We start from the raw sequence: 16,684 nt of genomic DNA on the forward strand, positions 1-16,684 counted from the left end.
TTCCTTCTATAATAGAAAAATTCACTGCATGCAGGAATACTGTATTGATCATCTCATAAACGCGGGAAACAGATTTTTTTTGTTCTTGACGTCGTAAATGCCTTGCTGGGTGATCCGCACGTACGGCAAGTGGGTCGCCTGCAGGAACAGCAAGGTGTAAACTGCGTCCCCATGCTTGTAGCCGCGTTTTTTCAGCGCCTCTTTTAACTCCAGTTCCTGAGGAATCAATTCTTCCATCGGCAACTCCGACATGGTGCCGCCGATTGGCAGCGGCAATGTGCAAACCGTTTCGCCTTCTTCCACCAGTACGATGCCACCTTTTATGCGCTTCAACTCATTGAATGCTGCCCACATATCATCCCGATTTTTTCCGATCAGAACAATATCACCGGTGTTGGAATAAGATGATGCAAAACCGCTGACTTCGCTGGCAAAGCCTTTGATCAATGTATTGACGCGCCATTTGCCGTGCTTGTCCAACAGCATCAGAAAGCTTTCATCATGTGTTTTAGCCAGATTGCCATCATGCGTATCCACATTAACAGAATACGGCTTAATAATCACATCATTGACCATTTCAAGACCGAATGGCATGGAAAATTGAAAGTCATCTTCCGACAATTCAAAATCAAGTTCCAGATCCGGCATGACGGACCAGTCGACAGGCGGCAGAGATTGAACTTTTTCTCCATCCCGCTTCATCCATACCCCTTTTGAAATGACACCGGAAGGCACCGGGTTATCGGTGGAATCGAGAATATTCAAATTGGCATAGCGGCCAGTGGCGATGACCCCATGAAGACTTGTCACGTTGTAGAATCTGGCTACGTTATATGAAGCCATCATGTATGCATCGATTTCTGGAACTCCCGCTTCCAGTGCAATCTTGATGCACAGATCCATAATGCCATCCAGATGGAATGCAGGAGTCGAACCGTCTGTCGTCATCATCAATTTATCGAAGACGTTCAACTCGCGCTCGATAATCCCTTCCAACAATACCGGCAAATCCGGACGGATGGAAGAATAGCGCAACGTAACACCGTAACCATGCAGTAAGCGCATTTCCACTTCTTCAGCAGTCATGGATTCGTGGTCGCCATCCGCTCCAAGCAATTTCATGCGGGCGATGGTCTTTTCGGAAGCACCTGGAAAATGGCCTTCTATCTTTTTCAAATGCGTCTTCGCTTTTTGTATCCAATACAGCATCTGGTCATCGCCATCAAGCAGCTTCGGCCAGCCGGTCAGTTCTCCGCCAAGCAGGACATCGGGCCGTTCCAGCCATTCTCCCACCGTCTTGGAAGTGAATAGTTGGTCTTCATGTGCCAGTTCTGTCTGCGAATCAAAACGTGTCCACCAATAAAAAGAAAACGGCAATTTGTTTAATTCGTCCAAAAAAGAAAACGCTTTCTTGTTCTCTAACGCCAAAAAGAGCGCCAGATTATCCGACAGGAACGAGGTAGTCCCCCGTTGAATAGCAAAGTCTGCAAATGTATGTGGATTGTATAATTGATATGGATGGACATGCGGTTCAATATAACCCGGAACGATGAACTTTCCAGCCATATCGGTTACCGTTGTATGGGAAGCGACTTTCGGCATTTCTTTTCCTGCATAAACAATGCGATCGCCTTTGATCCAAATATTTCCTGTCATCCATTTTTTAAAAATACTGTGCAGATAATAAGCATTGGTCAGGACCATGTCCGGCGACGCTTCTTTTGTAATTATTTTTAACTGGTTTCTGATTTCGTTGTTTTTCCATAATGGATGTCCCATGCGCCTGCTCCTTTACTAAACAATTCAATACATACTATCGTAGCATAATCTTGCATGAAAATACAGGCAGCCTGCTCTCTCTGACTAATTTACTTACAAAAAATGGACACAAAAAATCCACGCACACGGCGTGGATTTTCTTTAGTTTGCGGTTTGTTTCGTCAGCGCCTTCAGGACGTTCTCTTTTTCCTCTTCCTGAAACGTCAATACATCCGAAACTGGTTCATACGAGTCACCATAGAATTGCTGGTCTTTATACGTGTGAATATCCTGATACATCACTTTCATCGCTTCAAAAATTTCCTCTTCCGATTCGCCGTTCGGCGCCCAGTAAAGGATTTCCATTGAATTTTCTTCGCCTGTAGCAAGTGAACGGCGGCAATAACCGATTGAAGCTGCGTGTTGAAAGTCTTCCCGTGCATAGAAGCGCAACCGCTTTTCCGTATCCGTGTCTTCGTAATCGACCGGTTCGACTTCCAAAATGATCGGCTTGTTTTTGTCTTTCAGCATCTGCAGCGTCTTTTTGCCGAGCCCCATGCCTCTGGATTCTTTTGAAACGAACAGATAATCCACAAACGTGAAATTCGGAAATTCCGCATACATCAGCACATGGTAAGGACCTTCGTCTTTGTAATAGACACTGCCCTTTTCCTTCAATAAAGCATCCATATGCTCTTTCGATTTCATTTCTTCCACTGGAAAATACTGATTCAATTTTTCATACCAATTCATTCAATGTGCTCCTCTCAAATTTGGGTCTTGTGTGTTTTTCCTGCTGGGGTCCTGCACAATTTCTGGTGGTCTGGAGTGTAAAATGAGGTGAAAGTGGACTGTTGAAATCCTCAACAATTATATAATATCCCGTATACAGGACAGTAAACAAAAAATGACACATCTTCTTGGAGAATCTGTGTCATCTTTCATTATAACATGAGCTTTATTTGATTGCACGCCAGCCGATGTCCGAGCGATGGAAGAAGCCCTTCCATTCCAGACGCTGCAGCTGTTCGTATACTTTTTTTTGTGCATCTTGTATGTTTTGACCGTTGGCAGAAACCAGCAGCACACGTCCGCCGTCGCCAACCAACGAACCGCCTTGCCTTTTTATCCCGGCATATGTGATGCCTACGCCTGACATCCGGGATAAATCCGGCAGGGTGGCGCCTTTTTTCACCGTGCCGGGATAACCCTCAGCAGCTACTACAACGCCCACCACTGCCTGGTCGTCCCAGCTGAGCTCGAAAGACTGACCGTTTAAAACAGCATCGATGAATTCACCAAAGTCTGAGGTCATCCGGGGCAGCACGACTTGCGTCTCCGGATCGCCGAATCTCGCGTTGAACTCAATGACTTTCGGGCCATCTTCTGTCAAAATAACACCCGTATACAAGATGCCGTTAAAAGGCGAGCCTTCTTTTTCCATTGCTTTGACAGCCGGTTCAACGATCGCTTTGAACGTATCGTCCACCACTTGCTGTGAAATCTGAGGAACCGGAGAATAAGCGCCCATCCCACCGGTGTTTGGCCCTCGGTCTCCGTCATATGCCCGTTTGTGGTCCTGCGAAATAACCATTGGATAAATATGGCCATTCTGGACAAATGACATATAGGAAAATTCTTCCCCCGCCAAGAACTCTTCAATGACCACTTTTGAACCTGAATCGCCAAATTTCTGGCCTTCCAGCATCTCGTTCACGGCATCGACCGCTTCCTCTTCCGTCATGGCCACCACTACACCTTTTCCGGCAGCCAGTCCATCCGCCTTTACGACGATCGGAGCTCCGTGACGGCGAATAAAGTCAATGGCCGGCTGCGTTTCGATGAACGTTTCATATGCAGCTGTCGGAATTTCGTATTTTTTCATTAATTCCTTCGCAAACGCTTTGCTGCCTTCAATACGGGCAGCCGCTTGGGAAGGTCCGAATATACGTAACCCCTGCTTTTCAAAAAAATCAACGATGCCGTTGGCCAAAGGTTGCTCCGGTCCAACAAATGTAAAGCTGATGTCATTGTTTTTAGCAAATGCCGCCAGCGCTTCAAAATCCATTTCATCGATTGCTGCCAATTCGGCATCCGCTTCCATACCGTCGTTGCCCGGTGCCGCGTAAACCTGTTCAACGGAAGGAGAGGAAGAAAACTGCCGCACGATGGCGTGTTCTCTGCCGCCACGTCCGATTACCAATACTTTCATCTGTTTGCACCCCGTTTAATGTTTGAAATGACGTACACCTGTAAAGACCATCGCGATACCATACTGGTTCGCCATGTCGATGGAATCCTGGTCTTTTTTCGAACCGCCTGGCTGAATGATGGCTTTGATTCCTGCTTTGGCAGCAGCTTCCACTGTATCGGACATCGGGAAAAAGGCATCCGAAGCCATAACCGCACCTTGCGCACGTTCTGCAGCTTGTTCAAGGGCGATTTTTGCAGCTCCCACACGGTTCATCTGGCCGGCGCCAATTCCCAATGTCATGTCTGTATCGCATACAACTATAGCATTCGATTTCACGTGTTTCACTACGCTCCATCCCAGTTTCAATGCAGCCAATTCCTGTTCCGTCGGCTGGCGCTCGGTAGCGACACGGATATCTGCATCATCGTAACCGAATGTATCAGGCTGCTGAACGAGCAGACCACCTTCGACTGTAACAGTATTCCACTTGTCTTTGCGGACACGATCGAACGGAATCGTCAGCAAACGGATATTTTTCTTCTGTGTCAGCAGTTCCATCGCTTCATCAGAAAACGCCGGTGCAATTACGATTTCCAGGAATATGGAAGACAACTGCTTTGCAGTTTCCTCGTCCACCAATCGATTGACTGCGACAATGCCACCAAAAATGGAAGTGGCGTCTGCTTCATAAGCTTTCGCAAACGCTTCTGAAATTGTGTCACCAGTGCCAACTCCGCAAGGATTCATATGCTTGACTGCTACTGCTGCCGGCATCAGGAATTCTTTGATGATCTGCAAAGCTGCATTGGCATCCTGGATATTGTTGTAGGACAATTCTTTGCCATGCAATTGATGCGCATAGGCAATGGAGAAATCAGAGCCGATCGGATTGCGGTAAAAAGCAGCTTTTTGATGAGGGTTTTCTCCGTAGCGCAGCGTCTGGTTCAATTCATATGTAAAAGATAATTGTTCAGGATATTCTTCTCCAATCAAGTCGTTCAAGTAATTGGAAATATACGTGTCATAGGCGGCAGTATGACCGAAAACCTTTGCAGCCAGACGGCGGCGCGTCTCAGGAGATGTCGATTGCTGTTGTTTCAGTTCCGATAACACGTTGTCATAATCCGTTGCATCTACGATCACAGTTACGTAGGCATGGTTTTTGGCAGCGGAACGCAGCATCGTAGGTCCGCCGATGTCAATGTTCTCAATGGCGTCTTCCACTTTGACGTTCGGCTTTGAAATGGTCTGGCGGAACGGGTACAGATTGACACAAACGATATCGATTGGCGAGATGCCGTTTTCAGCCATTTCCTGTTGATGCTCTTCATCGTCATGTTTGGCCAATAATCCACCATGGACCAAGGGGTGCAACGTTTTGACGCGACCTCCCAGGATCTCCGGAAAGTTGGTCACTTCATCGACTGCAGTGATGGAAACGCCGTTCTCTTCCAGAAAGCGCTTGGTACCGCCAGTCGATAACAATTCATAGCCCATCGTTTCCAATTCCTGAGCAAATTCCAAAATTCCTGATTTATCCGATACACTGAGTAAAGCTCTCTTTTTTTGCATAAGGTCCTCCTATGGCCGGCATGTCACCGGCTGAATAATTGCTGTAATGTCGCAGGATATAATTGGTGTTCGATTTCGTGGATTTTCTGTTCGACTGCTGCCCGGTCGCGACCTGCTACCGGGAATGATTCCTGTGAAATAATTTTTCCTGTATCCATACCGGCATCCACAAAATGGACAGTCACTCCAGCATTCTCAGCGCCTGCTGCCATCGTTTGGCCAATAGCGTCTTTTCCAGGAAATGCAGGCAATACAGAGGGATGAATATTGACGATCCGATTTTCAAAAGCTTCGAGCAGTACCGGTCCGATTAAACGCATGTAACCGGCGAGGACAACCCACTCGACTTCCAGTTCTTCCAGTTTTTCTTTGATCATTTGTTCATACAATTGTTTTGAATCGAATTCAGAAGGGATAAAAGAAAAAGACTCCACACCGGCTTTTTTCGCACGTTCCACGACTACCGCCTGTGGTTTGTCTGTCACAACCAGCGCCACTTCCGCCTGCAGCTCCCCTGCCTGCACAGCGTCGGCGATTGCTTGAAAGTTAGAGCCGTTTCCAGAAGCGAAAACGGCAATTCTTGTCAGTTTATGATTCATGCAGGCTGCCATCCTGTCCGCCTTTGAATTGTACACCAGCCGCATCGGAAACATGACCGATTTTATAAGCCTGCTCTCCGGCAGCTTTCACTGTTTCCAACACTTGTTCTGCGTCGTTCGGTGAAACAGCCAGCACAAATCCAATGCCCATATTGAAAACCGAATACAAATCACGGTCGCTCAATGAGCCTTTTTCTTTCAACAATTCAAAAATGCGCAATACCGGCCAGCTGCCAAGTTCGATTTCCGCACCCAGCCCTTCCGGCATCATACGCGGCAGGTTTTCGATAAAACCGCCCCCCGTTACATGGGCCATGCCGTGGATTTCGTTTTCAGCTGCCACTGCTGCCACTGCTTTTGCATAGATTTTTGTCGGAGTCAGCAGCTCCTGGCCAATTGGCCCCAAATCCGAAAAGCCTTCCACTATTTCATTCATCTGAAAGTGATTTTGATCAAACATGATATGACGAACAAGGGAGTACCCATTGGAATGGATGCCGCTCGAAGCCAAACCGATTAAAACGTCGCCTTGTTCGATTTTATCCCCTGTCACGATTTTCGATTTTTCAGCTGCACCGACAGCAAATCCCGCAATGTCATACTCATCTTCTTCGTATAAGCCCGGCATTTCAGCCGTCTCTCCGCCGATAAGTGCCGCTCCAGCCTGGACACAACCATCCGCGACACCTTTGACGATGTGTTCAATTCTTTCCGGAACGGCTTTGCCCACCGCAATGTAATCCAGGAAAAACAAAGGCTCTGCTCCTTGTGCCACAATATCGTTGACACACATTGCCACGCAATCAATGCCGATTGTGTCATGCTTTTCTGCCATGAATGCAAGTTTCAATTTCGTACCAACGCCGTCTGTTCCGGATACCAAAACCGGTTCTTTCAGCTGGAGCTCTGACAAATCGAACATGCCGCCGAAGCCGCCGAACGTTCCCATCAACCCTTTGCGGGCCGTCCGTTCCACATGCGATTTCATGCGGTTTACGGCTTCATAGCCCGCTTCAATATTCACACCTGCTTGTTCATATGCTTTTGACACAAAATTTCCCCCTATTACACTGTTTCTTTTTCATGCGGCAATACTGTATCCGGATAAATGTCTGTCGGGTATTCGCCGGTAAAGCACGCTAAACAATGACCGCATTTTGAGCCCGGATCGGTTCTTCCGATATTTTCGACCATGCCTTCCACTGACAGGAATGTCAGCGAGTCGGCACCAATGATTTCACGCATCTCCTCCACCGAGTGGTTCGCTGCGATCAATTCGCCCGAAGTACTCGTGTCGATGCCATAGAAACATGGATTTTTGATCGGCGGTGAGCTGATGACCACGTGAACTTCCGTTGCGCCCGCTTCTTTCAGCAACGTGACAATGTATCGGGAAGTTGTTCCACGAACGATGGAGTCATCGACCATGACGACACGTTTGCCGTTGACCACTTGGCGCACAGGTGACAGTTTCATCTTCACACCCTGCTCACGCAAGTCCTGTGAAGGCTGGATAAAGGTCCTTCCGACATAACGGTTCTTGATCAATCCCAATTCATACGGGATACCACTTTGTTCGGAATAGCCGATCGCCGCTGAAATACTTGAATCCGGGACCCCTGTCACCACATCCGCTTCAATATTCACTTCTTTGGCCAACTGCTTCCCTATACGCTTCCGTGCCGAGTGGACATTGACACCGTCAATATCCGAATCTGGGCGGGAAAAATACACGTACTCCATTGTGCAGATGGAACGTTCGTTTGGATAAGCAAAACGATCCGCCCGCATCCCGTCTTTATTGATGACCAGAAATTCACCCGGTTCTACAGAACGGACAAATTCCGCTCCCACAATATCAAATGCACAAGTTTCAGATGCCACTACCCATGCATCACCCAAACGGCCAAGCGACAAGGGGCGCAAACCATTCGGGTCCAAAGCGACGTACATCGCGTCTTCCGTCAAAATCGCACAGGCAAATGCGCCTTTCAGCAAAGACAACGCATTTTTCGCTTTTTCTTCAAAGTCCTGGTATCCGCTGCGCTTAATCAAATGCGCCAGCACTTCGGTATCGGAAGTCGTTTGAAAAATGCTGCCCTGGCGTTCCAGATGGCCTTTCAATTGAGTTGCGTTGACCAGGTTTCCGTTATGGGAAATGGCCAGGCTTCCTGTCGTCGAATTGAACAGCAGCGGCTGGACATTTTCGATGCCACTGCCGCCCGCTGTGGCATAACGGACATGTCCTATCGCCCCATTGCCGGTCATGGCGGAGAGCTTTTCCGTTGTGAAAACCTCGTTGACCAATCCTTCGCCTTTCAATGCTTTGAGTGCCTCGCCGTCTGTCACTACAAGGCCCGCACCTTCCTGTCCCCGGTGCTGTAGGGCGTGCAATCCGTAATAGGTGATTTGTGAAGCATTTTCATGGCCCCAAATACCGAATACGCCGCATTCTTCGTTTAAGCTTCTGATTTCAGCAAGCATGGGATAGCTCCTTTCCAAGCTGAGCGAAGCGTTTCGACTGAATCATTGATCCATGTCCCGCCGTCTTCGCCTTTGATGATTAGTTTGTCTTCCGTGACTGTTCCAATCCGCTTGGCATCCGTTACGATTTGTTCAAATTGTTCCGTATGTTCAGGAGATACTGTCAGGACAAAACGCGATTGCGATTCGCTGAACAATGCCGTTGTCGCTTTCCCTTCAAGTGTCACTTCCATTCCAAGGCCATTGCCGAAGGTTTTCTCCGCGAGTGCCACAGCTACTCCACCTTCCGCTACATCATGAGCAGAAGCGACAAGCCCCTGTTGGATCGCTGCCAGAATTTCCTGCTGGCGCTTTGCTTCAACCGCCAAATCGATGAAAGGCGCTTTGCCGAAAATACGTCCTTCGACCAATTTCTGAAGTTCGCTGCCGCCAAATTCCGTAAAGCTTTCTCCGACAAGGTAGACAACATCCCCGGCGTTTTTCGCATCCTGTGTGGTCACGTGGGCCAAATCTTCTACGAGCCCGACCAAACCGATTGTCGGTGTCGGATAAACAGCTGTTCCATTTGTTTCATTATATAAAGAGACGTTTCCGCCAATTACAGGTGATTCCAACACCGTACAGGCTTCCGACATGCCTTCCGCCGCTTTTTCCAGCTGCCAGAAAATTTCCGGTTTCTCCGGGTTGCCGAAGTTCAGGCAGTCCGTGATGGCCAGCGGTTTTGCACCGGACACTACAACATTGCGCGCCGCTTCCGCCACTGCGATTTTGCCGCCCATTTCCGGATCCAGATAGATGTAACGCGAGTTGCAGTCAGTCGTCATCGCCAGACCTTTATTCGTACCACGGACACGGATCACCGCTGCATCGGACCCTGGGCTGACCACTGTGCTCGTACGAACCTGATGGTCGTATTGATCATAAACCCATTCCTTCGAGGCAATCGTCGGCTGCTGCAATAAATTCAACAGCGCTTTGCCGTGATTGTCGACTTTCGGTTCTTCGTTCGGCATCGTTTGGTATTCCTTGAAATAAGCAGGTACCGCTGATGGTTTATGGTAAACCGGTGCATCTTCCGCCAACGCATCAACCGGCACTTCTGCCACGATTTCCCCTTTATGCTTCAGTCGAAGTGTGGAATCGTCCGTGACTGTTCCGACCGTTACAGCATCCAAGCCGTATTTTTCGAAAAGCTCGACGATTTCAGGTTCACGGCCTTTTTTCACGACAATCAGCATCCGCTCCTGTGATTCAGACAGCATCATTTCATAAGCCGTCATGCCGCGCTCTCGCTGAGGGACATGATCCAAATCCATTTCAATTCCGGATCCGGCTTTTGACGCCATTTCCGCAGACGACGAAGTCAAACCGGCCGCCCCCATGTCCTGGATCCCGATCAATGCATCGGATTTCACCAATTCCAGGCACGCTTCCAATAACAGTTTCTCCATGAACGGATCCCCTACCTGGACAGCAGGGCGTTTTTCATCCGATGCATCCGTCAATTCCTCTGAAGCGAATGTCGCTCCGTGGATGCCGTCTCTCCCTGTCTTCGCTCCGACATACATAACCGGGTTGCCTGTTCCTTTGGCAATCCCTTTTTGAATGTCTTTGTGATCGATCAAGCCGACACACATGGCATTGACCAGCGGATTGCCGTCATAGGAAGCATCAAACTGAACTTCCCCGCCAACTGTCGGGATGCCGATGCAATTGCCGTATCCAGCAATCCCGGCGACCACTTCTTCAAACAAGTACTTAACACGTGGTGTCGTCAATTCACCAAAACGCAGTGAATTCAGTAAAGCAATCGGACGGGCTCCCATTGAGAAGACGTCACGGATAATGCCGCCGACTCCCGTTGCCGCACCCTGATAAGGCTCGATTGCAGAAGGGTGGTTATGCGATTCCATTTTAAAGACGACTGCCTGTTCATCTCCGATATCGACAATACCGGCGCCTTCTCCCGGCCCCTGCAATACACGCTCACCTTTTGTCGGGAATTTCGACAATACCGGTTTTGAGTTTTTATAAGAACAATGCTCAGACCACATAACTGAAAACAAGCCAGTCTCCGTGTAATTCGGTGTTCTTCCCAAGATGTCTTCGACCATTGTGAATTCTGCATCGGATAAGCCCATTTGCTGATAGATTTTCTGTTGTTTGATTTGCTCAGCATTTGGTTCAAGCATGACTGACATTTGCTTCCCTCCACTGTTTGACAATTGATTTGAATAAAGCCAGTCCGTCGCTGCCGCCGATCAAGTCGGACACAGCACGTTCCGGGTGAGGCATCATCCCGAGCACATTTCCGCGTTCGTTGATGATACCGGCAATTTGGTTGCGGCTGCCGTTGAAATCGTCCGCATAAGAAAAGACAATCTGGTTGTTTTTCTTGAGGTTTTCATAAGTTTCATCGTCGCAGTAGTAATTGCCTTCACCATGAGCGATGGGAACCTGTATTTCCTGTCCTTCTGCATATTCATTGGTAAACAGCGTGTTGGCATTCTCCACTTTCAACCCGACTGTCCGGCACATGAATTTCAAGTTTTTATTGCGCAGCAGCATGCCTGGCAATAAGCCGGCTTCCGTCAAAATTTGAAAACCGTTGCAGACGCCAAGAACCGGCTTGCCGGCTTCAGCCGCTTTTTTCACTTCTTCCATGACGCCTGAAAATTGGGCAATGGCTCCACAGCGCAAATAATCCCCGTATGAAAATCCGCCAGGCAATAAAATCCCGTCATAACCACTCAAGTCTTTTGAATCGTGCCACACATATTCCGCTTCTTCCCCAAGTTCATCCTTGACCGCATGATACATATCCAAGTCACAATTCGACCCTGGAAACACGATGACTGCGAATTTCATTGCGAGACAGCCTCCTCAATTTCAAATCGGTAATCTTCTATCACAGTATTCGCCAATAATTTATGGCACAATTCATCAACCATCGCCTCAATATTGCGCTCCCCGTCTTCAATCATCAATTCCATGTATTTGCCGATCCGGACATCTTCCACTTCACCGTAGCCCATTTTATGAAGCGATCCCATCACTGCAGAACCTTGTGGATCCAATACACTTTCACGTAATGTTACGTAGACTTTTACTTTTTTCATGAATGTTGTCCTCCCAATTTCGCTAAAATGAGTTCATATGCTTCTGTCAAATTGCCAAGGTTCCGGCGAAAGACATCTTTATCGAGTTTCTGCTTGGTCTCCGTGTCCCATAATCTGCAGGTATCCGGTGAAATTTCGTCAGCCAGCAAAATTTGCCCGTTTCCGTCACGGCCAAATTCAATCTTAAAATCAACCAAATCGACACCGACTTCCTTGAAAAAGCCGATTAACACTTCATTGACCTTTAAGGCGTTTTCGCGCAGCTGTGTGACTTCTTCCGGTAACGCCAGCTCCATTATTTCAATATGGTCCTCTGTAATGATCGGATCGCCCAGCGCATCGTCTTTGTAATAAAACTCAACGATCGGCCGCTTCAGAACCGTTCCTTCCTCCAAACCGAGACGCTTTGCCATGCTGCCGGCTACGACGTTTCTTGTTACCACTTCTACGGGAATAATGGCTACTTGCCGGACAAGCTGTTCATGGTCAGACAATTGCTTGACGAAATGGGAAGCAATTCCCGCTTCCTGCAACCGTTCGAAAAGCAATGATGTGATTTTGTTGTTCAGTGTTCCTTTGCCGGCGATTTCTTCTTTTTTTTCACCGTTGAAAGCTGTCGCTGAGTCTTTGTATTCCACCCACAAAATATCCTGTTCGTCCGTTGCATATAAGCGTTTTGCTTTTCCTTCGTACAATAGCTGACCCTTTTCCATGTTTAAAGCCCCCGTTTAGTTTAATCCAAGTCGGTTGAAAATCATGTCCACTTGCTGCAAGTGATGGTTATAGTCAAAGCAATCATCCAGCTCTTCTTTCGACAATTGCGAAGTGATCGTGTCATTTGCTTCCACAATTTCGCGGAAATGCGTCTGGTTTTCCCAAGCTTCCATTGCACAGGGCTGTACGGTGTCATACGCCGCTTCCCGTGCCATCCCTTTATCGATCAGTGCCAACAGCACACGCTGCGAATAAATCAAGCCAAGTGTCGAATCCATGTTGCGTTTCATATTTTCAGGGAATACCGTTAAGTTTTTCACAATATTGCCGAACCGGTTGAGCATATAATTCAACGCAATCGTCGCATCCGGCAAAATCACACGTTCTGCAGATGAATGGGAAATATCCCGTTCGTGCCAAAGTGACACGTTCTCATAAGCTGTTACCATATAGCCGCGCACCAGACGGGCAATCCCAGTCATATTCTCCGAACCGATCGGATTGCGTTTATGCGGCATGGCGGAAGATCCTTTTTGCCCTTTCGCAAAAAACTCTTCCACTTCCCGTGTTTCCGATTTCTGAAGCCCACGGATTTCAGTGGCAAACTTCTCAATCGATGTCGCAATCAATGCCAGTGAACTCATGTACTCCGCATGGCGGTCACGCTGCAGGGTCTGTGTGGAAATTGGCGAAGCAGCAAGCCCCAATTGTTTGCACACATATTCTTCAACAAAAGGGTCGATATTCGCGTAAGTTCCAACCGCACCTGACATTTTCCCGGTTTCGATCGTTTTGGCAGCCGCTTCAAAGCGCTCCAGGTTGCGCTTCATTTCCTCATGCCACAGCGCCAGTTTCAAACCGAAAGTCGTCGGTTCTGCGTGCACTCCATGTGTGCGGCCCATCATGACCGTCATTTTATGTTCTTTGGCTTTATTCGCCAGGATTTCAATGAAATTAGTGAGGTCTTTGCGGATAATGACATTCGCCTGTTTGATCAAATAAGACAATGCTGTATCCACCACATCTGTTGAAGTCAATCCATAATGGACCCATTTGCGCTCTTCTCCAAGCGTTTCCGATACCGCCCGTGTGAATGCCACTACATCATGACGCGTCTCTTCTTCAATCTCCAAAATGCGATCCACAGAAAATGAAGCATTTTCACGGATTTTCACCACGTCTTCTTTCGGAATATCTCCAATTTCCGCCCATGCTTCACATGCTAAAATTTCGACTTCCAGCCAAGCATTATAACGGTTTTCATCTGTCCAAATTGCGCCCATTTCGGGTCTTGTGTAACGTGCGATCATCTAAAGTTCCTCCAATTATTCCGACCAAATGCCGGATTCGTCTACTTCTGTCAGTGTTTCATTCAAGTCAGCTGTCAAAATAGTGACATGCCCCATTTTGCGTTTCCGCTTCGCTTCTTCTTTGCCATAAAGGTGTATCGACCAGTTCGGGTACTGAGCAATCTTTTTCGTAAGTGGTGCTACATGCTCGCCCAGTATATTGACCATAATCGTATTCGTCCATAAAACCGGTTTTCTCAGCGGCCAGCCGCAGATGGCACGAATATGCTGATGAAATTGCGAACTGTTGGTTCCTTCTATGGAATAATGACCTGAATTATGGGGACGTGGCGCCAATTCATTCACAACAATATCGCCATTTTCCAACACGAACATCTCTACTGCCAAAGTACCCACCATATTTAAATGACCTGCTATTTGTCTTGCAGCTTGTTCCGCTTTTTCAAGAGTCTCCGGTTCCACTCTGGCTGGAACAATCGTCTGGTGGAGAATATGATCTTTATGGATATTTTCCCCTACCGGCAAAATCGCTGCTTCGCCATGCACATTGCGCTGGATAATCACCGATATTTCCTTCGTGAATTCCACAAACGTTTCAGCTACACATTCACCATTTTGGAATAGCGGTTCGGCAAGTCCCAACTCTTCTACAGAAGAAATTTTTTGCTGACCTTTTCCATCGTATCCCCCTCTTGCCGTTTTTACCACAAACGGCAAAGGCAATTGAGCACTTTTTTCAGCCAGTTCTTCAAAAGAAGCAGCAGTTACGTACTCAGCGATGGGTACTCCGGCATCGGCAATCGCCTTCTTTTCAAAAATCCGGTTTTGAGTGATGCGGATCAGTTCAGAACCTTGCGGGACATAGGCACTTTCTGTGAGCTTCCGCAATCCTTCGGCATCGATATTTTCAAATTCGTACGTAATGACGTCACTCACGTCAGCCAGCTCATCCAGCCCTTGTGGATCATCAAAAGGAGCGATAATTTGAATATCAGCGACTTGTCCGGTTGGGGAATCCATGCCCGGGTCCAGTACCGCAATTTTGAAGCCAGCTTCTTTCGCTGCCAACGCCATCATGCGCCCCAACTGTCCTCCTCCTATTATGCCGATTGTCTGCCCTGGTAGAATCGTCTTTGTCATATCAAATCCTCCGAACTTTCTAATACATCTTCTCGGGTACGGTCTCTTCTCGACTGCAGTGCTTCTGCAGCTTCTGAATCCACCGTCCCCAGTATCTGTGCAGCCAGAAGCCCTGCGTTGATTGCGCCTGCTTTCCCAATAGCAACAGTGGCTACCGGTACACCTCCTGGCATTTGCACAATTGACAGCAATGAATCCAAGCCATTCAATGCTTTGGACTGAATCGGAACTCCGATTACCGGCAATGTTGTTTTCGCTGCCACCATTCCCGGCAAATGCGCCGCTCCTCCTGCCCCGGCAATAATGACATGCAAGCCTTGCTCCCTGGCTTTTTCAGCGTATGAAAACATCAAATCCGGCGTGCGATGTGCAGACACCACTTTTTTTTCATACGGGATGCTCAATTCGTCCAGCACATCACATGTATGTTTCATCGTTTCCCAATCACTCGAACTGCCCATTATAACGCCGATTCGCGGATTCATACCCAATCTCTCCTTTTAAAAAGTAAAAAGCCCTCAAATAAACTGCTCACATGACGTGAAAAGCAGTTTACTTAAGGACTTTGAGTTAAACGAATATATAGATGATGGCACAAAAAAGCACATCCTTCGTTTCAATTCCGTAAGTTGCTTTCCCGCATAGTCCGGACATTTACGGTGTCCTGGTAGAAACGCAGAAGCCAATTCTTCTGCATATATGGGGTTTCCTTACTTATCATAACAAGATGTGTTCATAGGGTCAATGACAAAGTCGAACGTTATTATATTTCGTTATTCTATTGTTCGGTTTTGTAAGGGGTTTCTTATAATTCATTGATCTTGTTTCCTTTAAATTTGATAATTTGCCTTACGGGAACTGGCTTGCCGTTCACTTCTTCAAACAGCGGCTCTTCTTTCCTGCCGACAGCGGTGTACCCTTGTTTTTTCATTCGATCCAAACAGCTTTCCACTGTTTCGTTTTCACCGACTTCAAACCATTCTGTCTTTCTGCTCATTTCATCAGTTTTCCTTTCCTTACCGCTTTCACCCAGAAACCGCCGTGTATGGTCTTGGGTTCATATGCAATGATGAACGCTTTTGGATCTATTTCCTTGATTGTTTGATACAGCTGCAATTCCATTTTACGCGGTGTCAGGATTTGCATCGCCTGACGGCCACCGTCCATTCCATTGGCATCCCAGTCCGTTACTCCATAACCTTTCTCTCTCAGCTTGCGAGGCAAATAATCGCTTTCGTCTATTGTAATGACATTTACCGTAATGTACCCCAGCGCCATTTTCTCTTCAATTTTCGTCCCAATAATAACACCGGATCCATATCCGAGTGCATAAGCAATCAAATTTTGGATTTGATCCAAGTTGTCCAGCACCAGACCAAGTCCCACTATATAAATGACAATTTCAATCATGCTGACTAGTGCAGCTAAATAACGGTAACCTTTCAACGTCATAATCATGCGCACAGTAAAAAACGAGACATATACGATGTTAATGGAGAAAATTATAATGACCATTAACCAAGGATTTATATCCACCAAACCCACCCTTTCATTTCCCCTTAAAGAATCAAACCCTATATTAATTCATGCATACCGGGATTGCAACGATTAAAACCATTTATCTTGTAATCGACCCTGTACTTTATATGCTTTCATGGGTTTCTTTTTCTCAACTCTCATTAAACAATGGGACAGGAGAGACAATACAAACTTAACTGCCTTTCCAGCTGTATGGACAGGCCGCCTCAGTCTCCAACAAAAAAAGCCGTTACCGGAATCGGTAACGACTTTCTT

General features: G+C 47.3%; 16 protein-coding genes and 1 riboswitch. All 16 genes read right to left on the reverse strand.

Features of this window, described 5'->3' with window-relative positions; all coding sequences use genetic code 11:
* Positions 1-48 precede the first annotated feature (48 nt).
* Complete coding sequence (locus EEX84_RS14595; RefSeq protein ID WP_123166381.1) at positions 49-1,779, reverse strand: adenine deaminase C-terminal domain-containing protein; 1,731 nt, start codon at positions 1,777-1,779, stop codon at positions 49-51.
* A gap of 141 nt (positions 1,780-1,920) precedes the next feature.
* Positions 1,921-2,511, reverse strand: coding sequence for an N-acetyltransferase (locus EEX84_RS14600; RefSeq protein ID WP_123166382.1), 591 nt, complete (start codon positions 2,509-2,511; stop codon positions 1,921-1,923).
* Positions 2,512-2,716: 205 nt separating this feature from the next.
* Positions 2,717-3,970 (reverse strand): phosphoribosylamine--glycine ligase, encoded by a 1,254-nt coding sequence (gene purD / locus EEX84_RS14605; protein WP_123166383.1) that lies wholly within the window; start codon positions 3,968-3,970, stop codon positions 2,717-2,719.
* A gap of 15 nt (positions 3,971-3,985) precedes the next feature.
* The gene (gene purH, locus EEX84_RS14610) at positions 3,986-5,524 is read right to left on the reverse strand and encodes a bifunctional phosphoribosylaminoimidazolecarboxamide formyltransferase/IMP cyclohydrolase (RefSeq protein ID WP_123166384.1); all 1,539 of its coding nucleotides are present in this window, start codon (positions 5,522-5,524) and stop codon (positions 3,986-3,988) included.
* A 23-nt stretch (positions 5,525-5,547) separates the two neighbouring features.
* Positions 5,548-6,123: a phosphoribosylglycinamide formyltransferase gene (gene purN / locus EEX84_RS14615; RefSeq protein ID WP_123166385.1), complete on the reverse strand. Its 576-nt coding sequence runs from the start codon at positions 6,121-6,123 to the stop codon at positions 5,548-5,550.
* Positions 6,113-7,174, reverse strand: coding sequence for a phosphoribosylformylglycinamidine cyclo-ligase (gene purM / locus EEX84_RS14620; protein ID WP_123166386.1), 1,062 nt, complete (start codon positions 7,172-7,174; stop codon positions 6,113-6,115). Before purM ends, purN begins: the two co-directional genes overlap by 11 nt.
* Before the next feature lie 14 nt (positions 7,175-7,188).
* On the reverse strand, positions 7,189-8,607 hold the full coding sequence (purF, locus tag EEX84_RS14625; RefSeq protein ID WP_123166387.1) for an amidophosphoribosyltransferase: 1,419 nt from the start codon (positions 8,605-8,607) through the stop codon (positions 7,189-7,191).
* Positions 8,583-10,808, reverse strand: coding sequence for a phosphoribosylformylglycinamidine synthase subunit PurL (purL, locus tag EEX84_RS14630; protein WP_123166388.1), 2,226 nt, complete (start codon positions 10,806-10,808; stop codon positions 8,583-8,585). Before purL ends, purF begins: the two co-directional genes overlap by 25 nt.
* Positions 10,792-11,475 (reverse strand): phosphoribosylformylglycinamidine synthase subunit PurQ, encoded by a 684-nt coding sequence (gene purQ, locus EEX84_RS14635; protein ID WP_123166389.1) that lies wholly within the window; start codon positions 11,473-11,475, stop codon positions 10,792-10,794. Before purQ ends, purL begins: the two co-directional genes overlap by 17 nt.
* Positions 11,472-11,726 (reverse strand): phosphoribosylformylglycinamidine synthase subunit PurS, encoded by a 255-nt coding sequence (gene purS, locus EEX84_RS14640; RefSeq protein WP_123166390.1) that lies wholly within the window; start codon positions 11,724-11,726, stop codon positions 11,472-11,474. Before purS ends, purQ begins: the two co-directional genes overlap by 4 nt.
* Positions 11,723-12,439 (reverse strand): phosphoribosylaminoimidazolesuccinocarboxamide synthase, encoded by a 717-nt coding sequence (gene purC, locus EEX84_RS14645; protein ID WP_123166391.1) that lies wholly within the window; start codon positions 12,437-12,439, stop codon positions 11,723-11,725. Before purC ends, purS begins: the two co-directional genes overlap by 4 nt.
* Positions 12,440-12,454: 15 nt before the next feature.
* Positions 12,455-13,750 (reverse strand): adenylosuccinate lyase, encoded by a 1,296-nt coding sequence (gene purB, locus EEX84_RS14650; RefSeq protein ID WP_123166392.1) that lies wholly within the window; start codon positions 13,748-13,750, stop codon positions 12,455-12,457.
* 15 nt (positions 13,751-13,765) lie between these two features.
* Positions 13,766-14,890, reverse strand: coding sequence for a 5-(carboxyamino)imidazole ribonucleotide synthase (gene purK, locus EEX84_RS14655; protein WP_123166393.1), 1,125 nt, complete (start codon positions 14,888-14,890; stop codon positions 13,766-13,768).
* Positions 14,887-15,375: a 5-(carboxyamino)imidazole ribonucleotide mutase gene (purE, locus tag EEX84_RS14660; RefSeq protein WP_123166394.1), complete on the reverse strand. Its 489-nt coding sequence runs from the start codon at positions 15,373-15,375 to the stop codon at positions 14,887-14,889. The genes purK and purE overlap by 4 nt, the downstream gene beginning before the upstream one ends.
* A 137-nt stretch (positions 15,376-15,512) precedes the next feature.
* A riboswitch (purine riboswitch) is annotated at positions 15,513-15,613 on the reverse strand.
* Positions 15,614-15,695: 82 nt separating this feature from the next.
* A complete protein-coding gene (locus EEX84_RS14665; protein ID WP_123166395.1) occupies positions 15,696-15,887 on the reverse strand; it encodes an NETI motif-containing protein in 192 nt (63 codons plus the stop codon).
* Positions 15,884-16,405: a DUF2179 domain-containing protein gene (locus EEX84_RS14670; protein ID WP_192892981.1), complete on the reverse strand. Its 522-nt coding sequence runs from the start codon at positions 16,403-16,405 to the stop codon at positions 15,884-15,886. The genes EEX84_RS14665 and EEX84_RS14670 overlap by 4 nt, the downstream gene beginning before the upstream one ends.
* Positions 16,406-16,684 lie beyond the last annotated feature (279 nt).

Source organism: Planococcus salinus (assembly GCF_003719725.1).
GTDB classification, from domain to species: Bacteria; Bacillota; Bacilli; order Bacillales_A; family Planococcaceae; genus Planococcus; species Planococcus salinus.

Excerpts from the sequence above, each read along its gene's own strand:
- purB (WP_123166392.1), bottom strand. The coding sequence starts at position 13,750 with ATGATCGCACGTTACACAAGACCCGAAATGGGCGCAATTTGGACAGAT.
- EEX84_RS14600 (WP_123166382.1), bottom strand. The coding sequence starts at position 2,511 with ATGAATTGGTATGAAAAATTGAATCAGTATTTTCCAGTGGAAGAAATG.
- purQ (WP_123166389.1), bottom strand. The coding sequence starts at position 11,475 with ATGAAATTCGCAGTCATCGTGTTTCCAGGGTCGAATTGTGACTTGGAT.
- purH (WP_123166384.1), bottom strand. The coding sequence starts at position 5,524 with ATGCAAAAAAAGAGAGCTTTACTCAGTGTATCGGATAAATCAGGAATT.
- EEX84_RS14665 (WP_123166395.1), bottom strand. The coding sequence starts at position 15,887 with ATGAGCAGAAAGACAGAATGGTTTGAAGTCGGTGAAAACGAAACAGTG.
- purF (WP_123166387.1), bottom strand. The coding sequence starts at position 8,607 with ATGCTTGCTGAAATCAGAAGCTTAAACGAAGAATGCGGCGTATTCGGT.
- purN (WP_123166385.1), bottom strand. The coding sequence starts at position 6,123 with ATGAATCATAAACTGACAAGAATTGCCGTTTTCGCTTCTGGAAACGGC.
- purD (WP_123166383.1), bottom strand. The coding sequence starts at position 3,970 with ATGAAAGTATTGGTAATCGGACGTGGCGGCAGAGAACACGCCATCGTG.
- purE (WP_123166394.1), bottom strand. The coding sequence starts at position 15,375 with ATGAATCCGCGAATCGGCGTTATAATGGGCAGTTCGAGTGATTGGGAA.
- purS (WP_123166390.1), bottom strand. The coding sequence starts at position 11,726 with ATGAAAAAAGTAAAAGTCTACGTAACATTACGTGAAAGTGTATTGGAT.
- EEX84_RS14595 (WP_123166381.1), bottom strand. The coding sequence starts at position 1,779 with ATGGGACATCCATTATGGAAAAACAACGAAATCAGAAACCAGTTAAAA.
- purC (WP_123166391.1), bottom strand. The coding sequence starts at position 12,439 with ATGGAAAAGGGTCAGCTATTGTACGAAGGAAAAGCAAAACGCTTATAT.
- EEX84_RS14670 (WP_192892981.1), bottom strand. The coding sequence starts at position 16,405 with ATGGTCATTATAATTTTCTCCATTAACATCGTATATGTCTCGTTTTTT.
- purK (WP_123166393.1), bottom strand. The coding sequence starts at position 14,890 with ATGACAAAGACGATTCTACCAGGGCAGACAATCGGCATAATAGGAGGA.
- purL (WP_123166388.1), bottom strand. The coding sequence starts at position 10,808 with ATGTCAGTCATGCTTGAACCAAATGCTGAGCAAATCAAACAACAGAAA.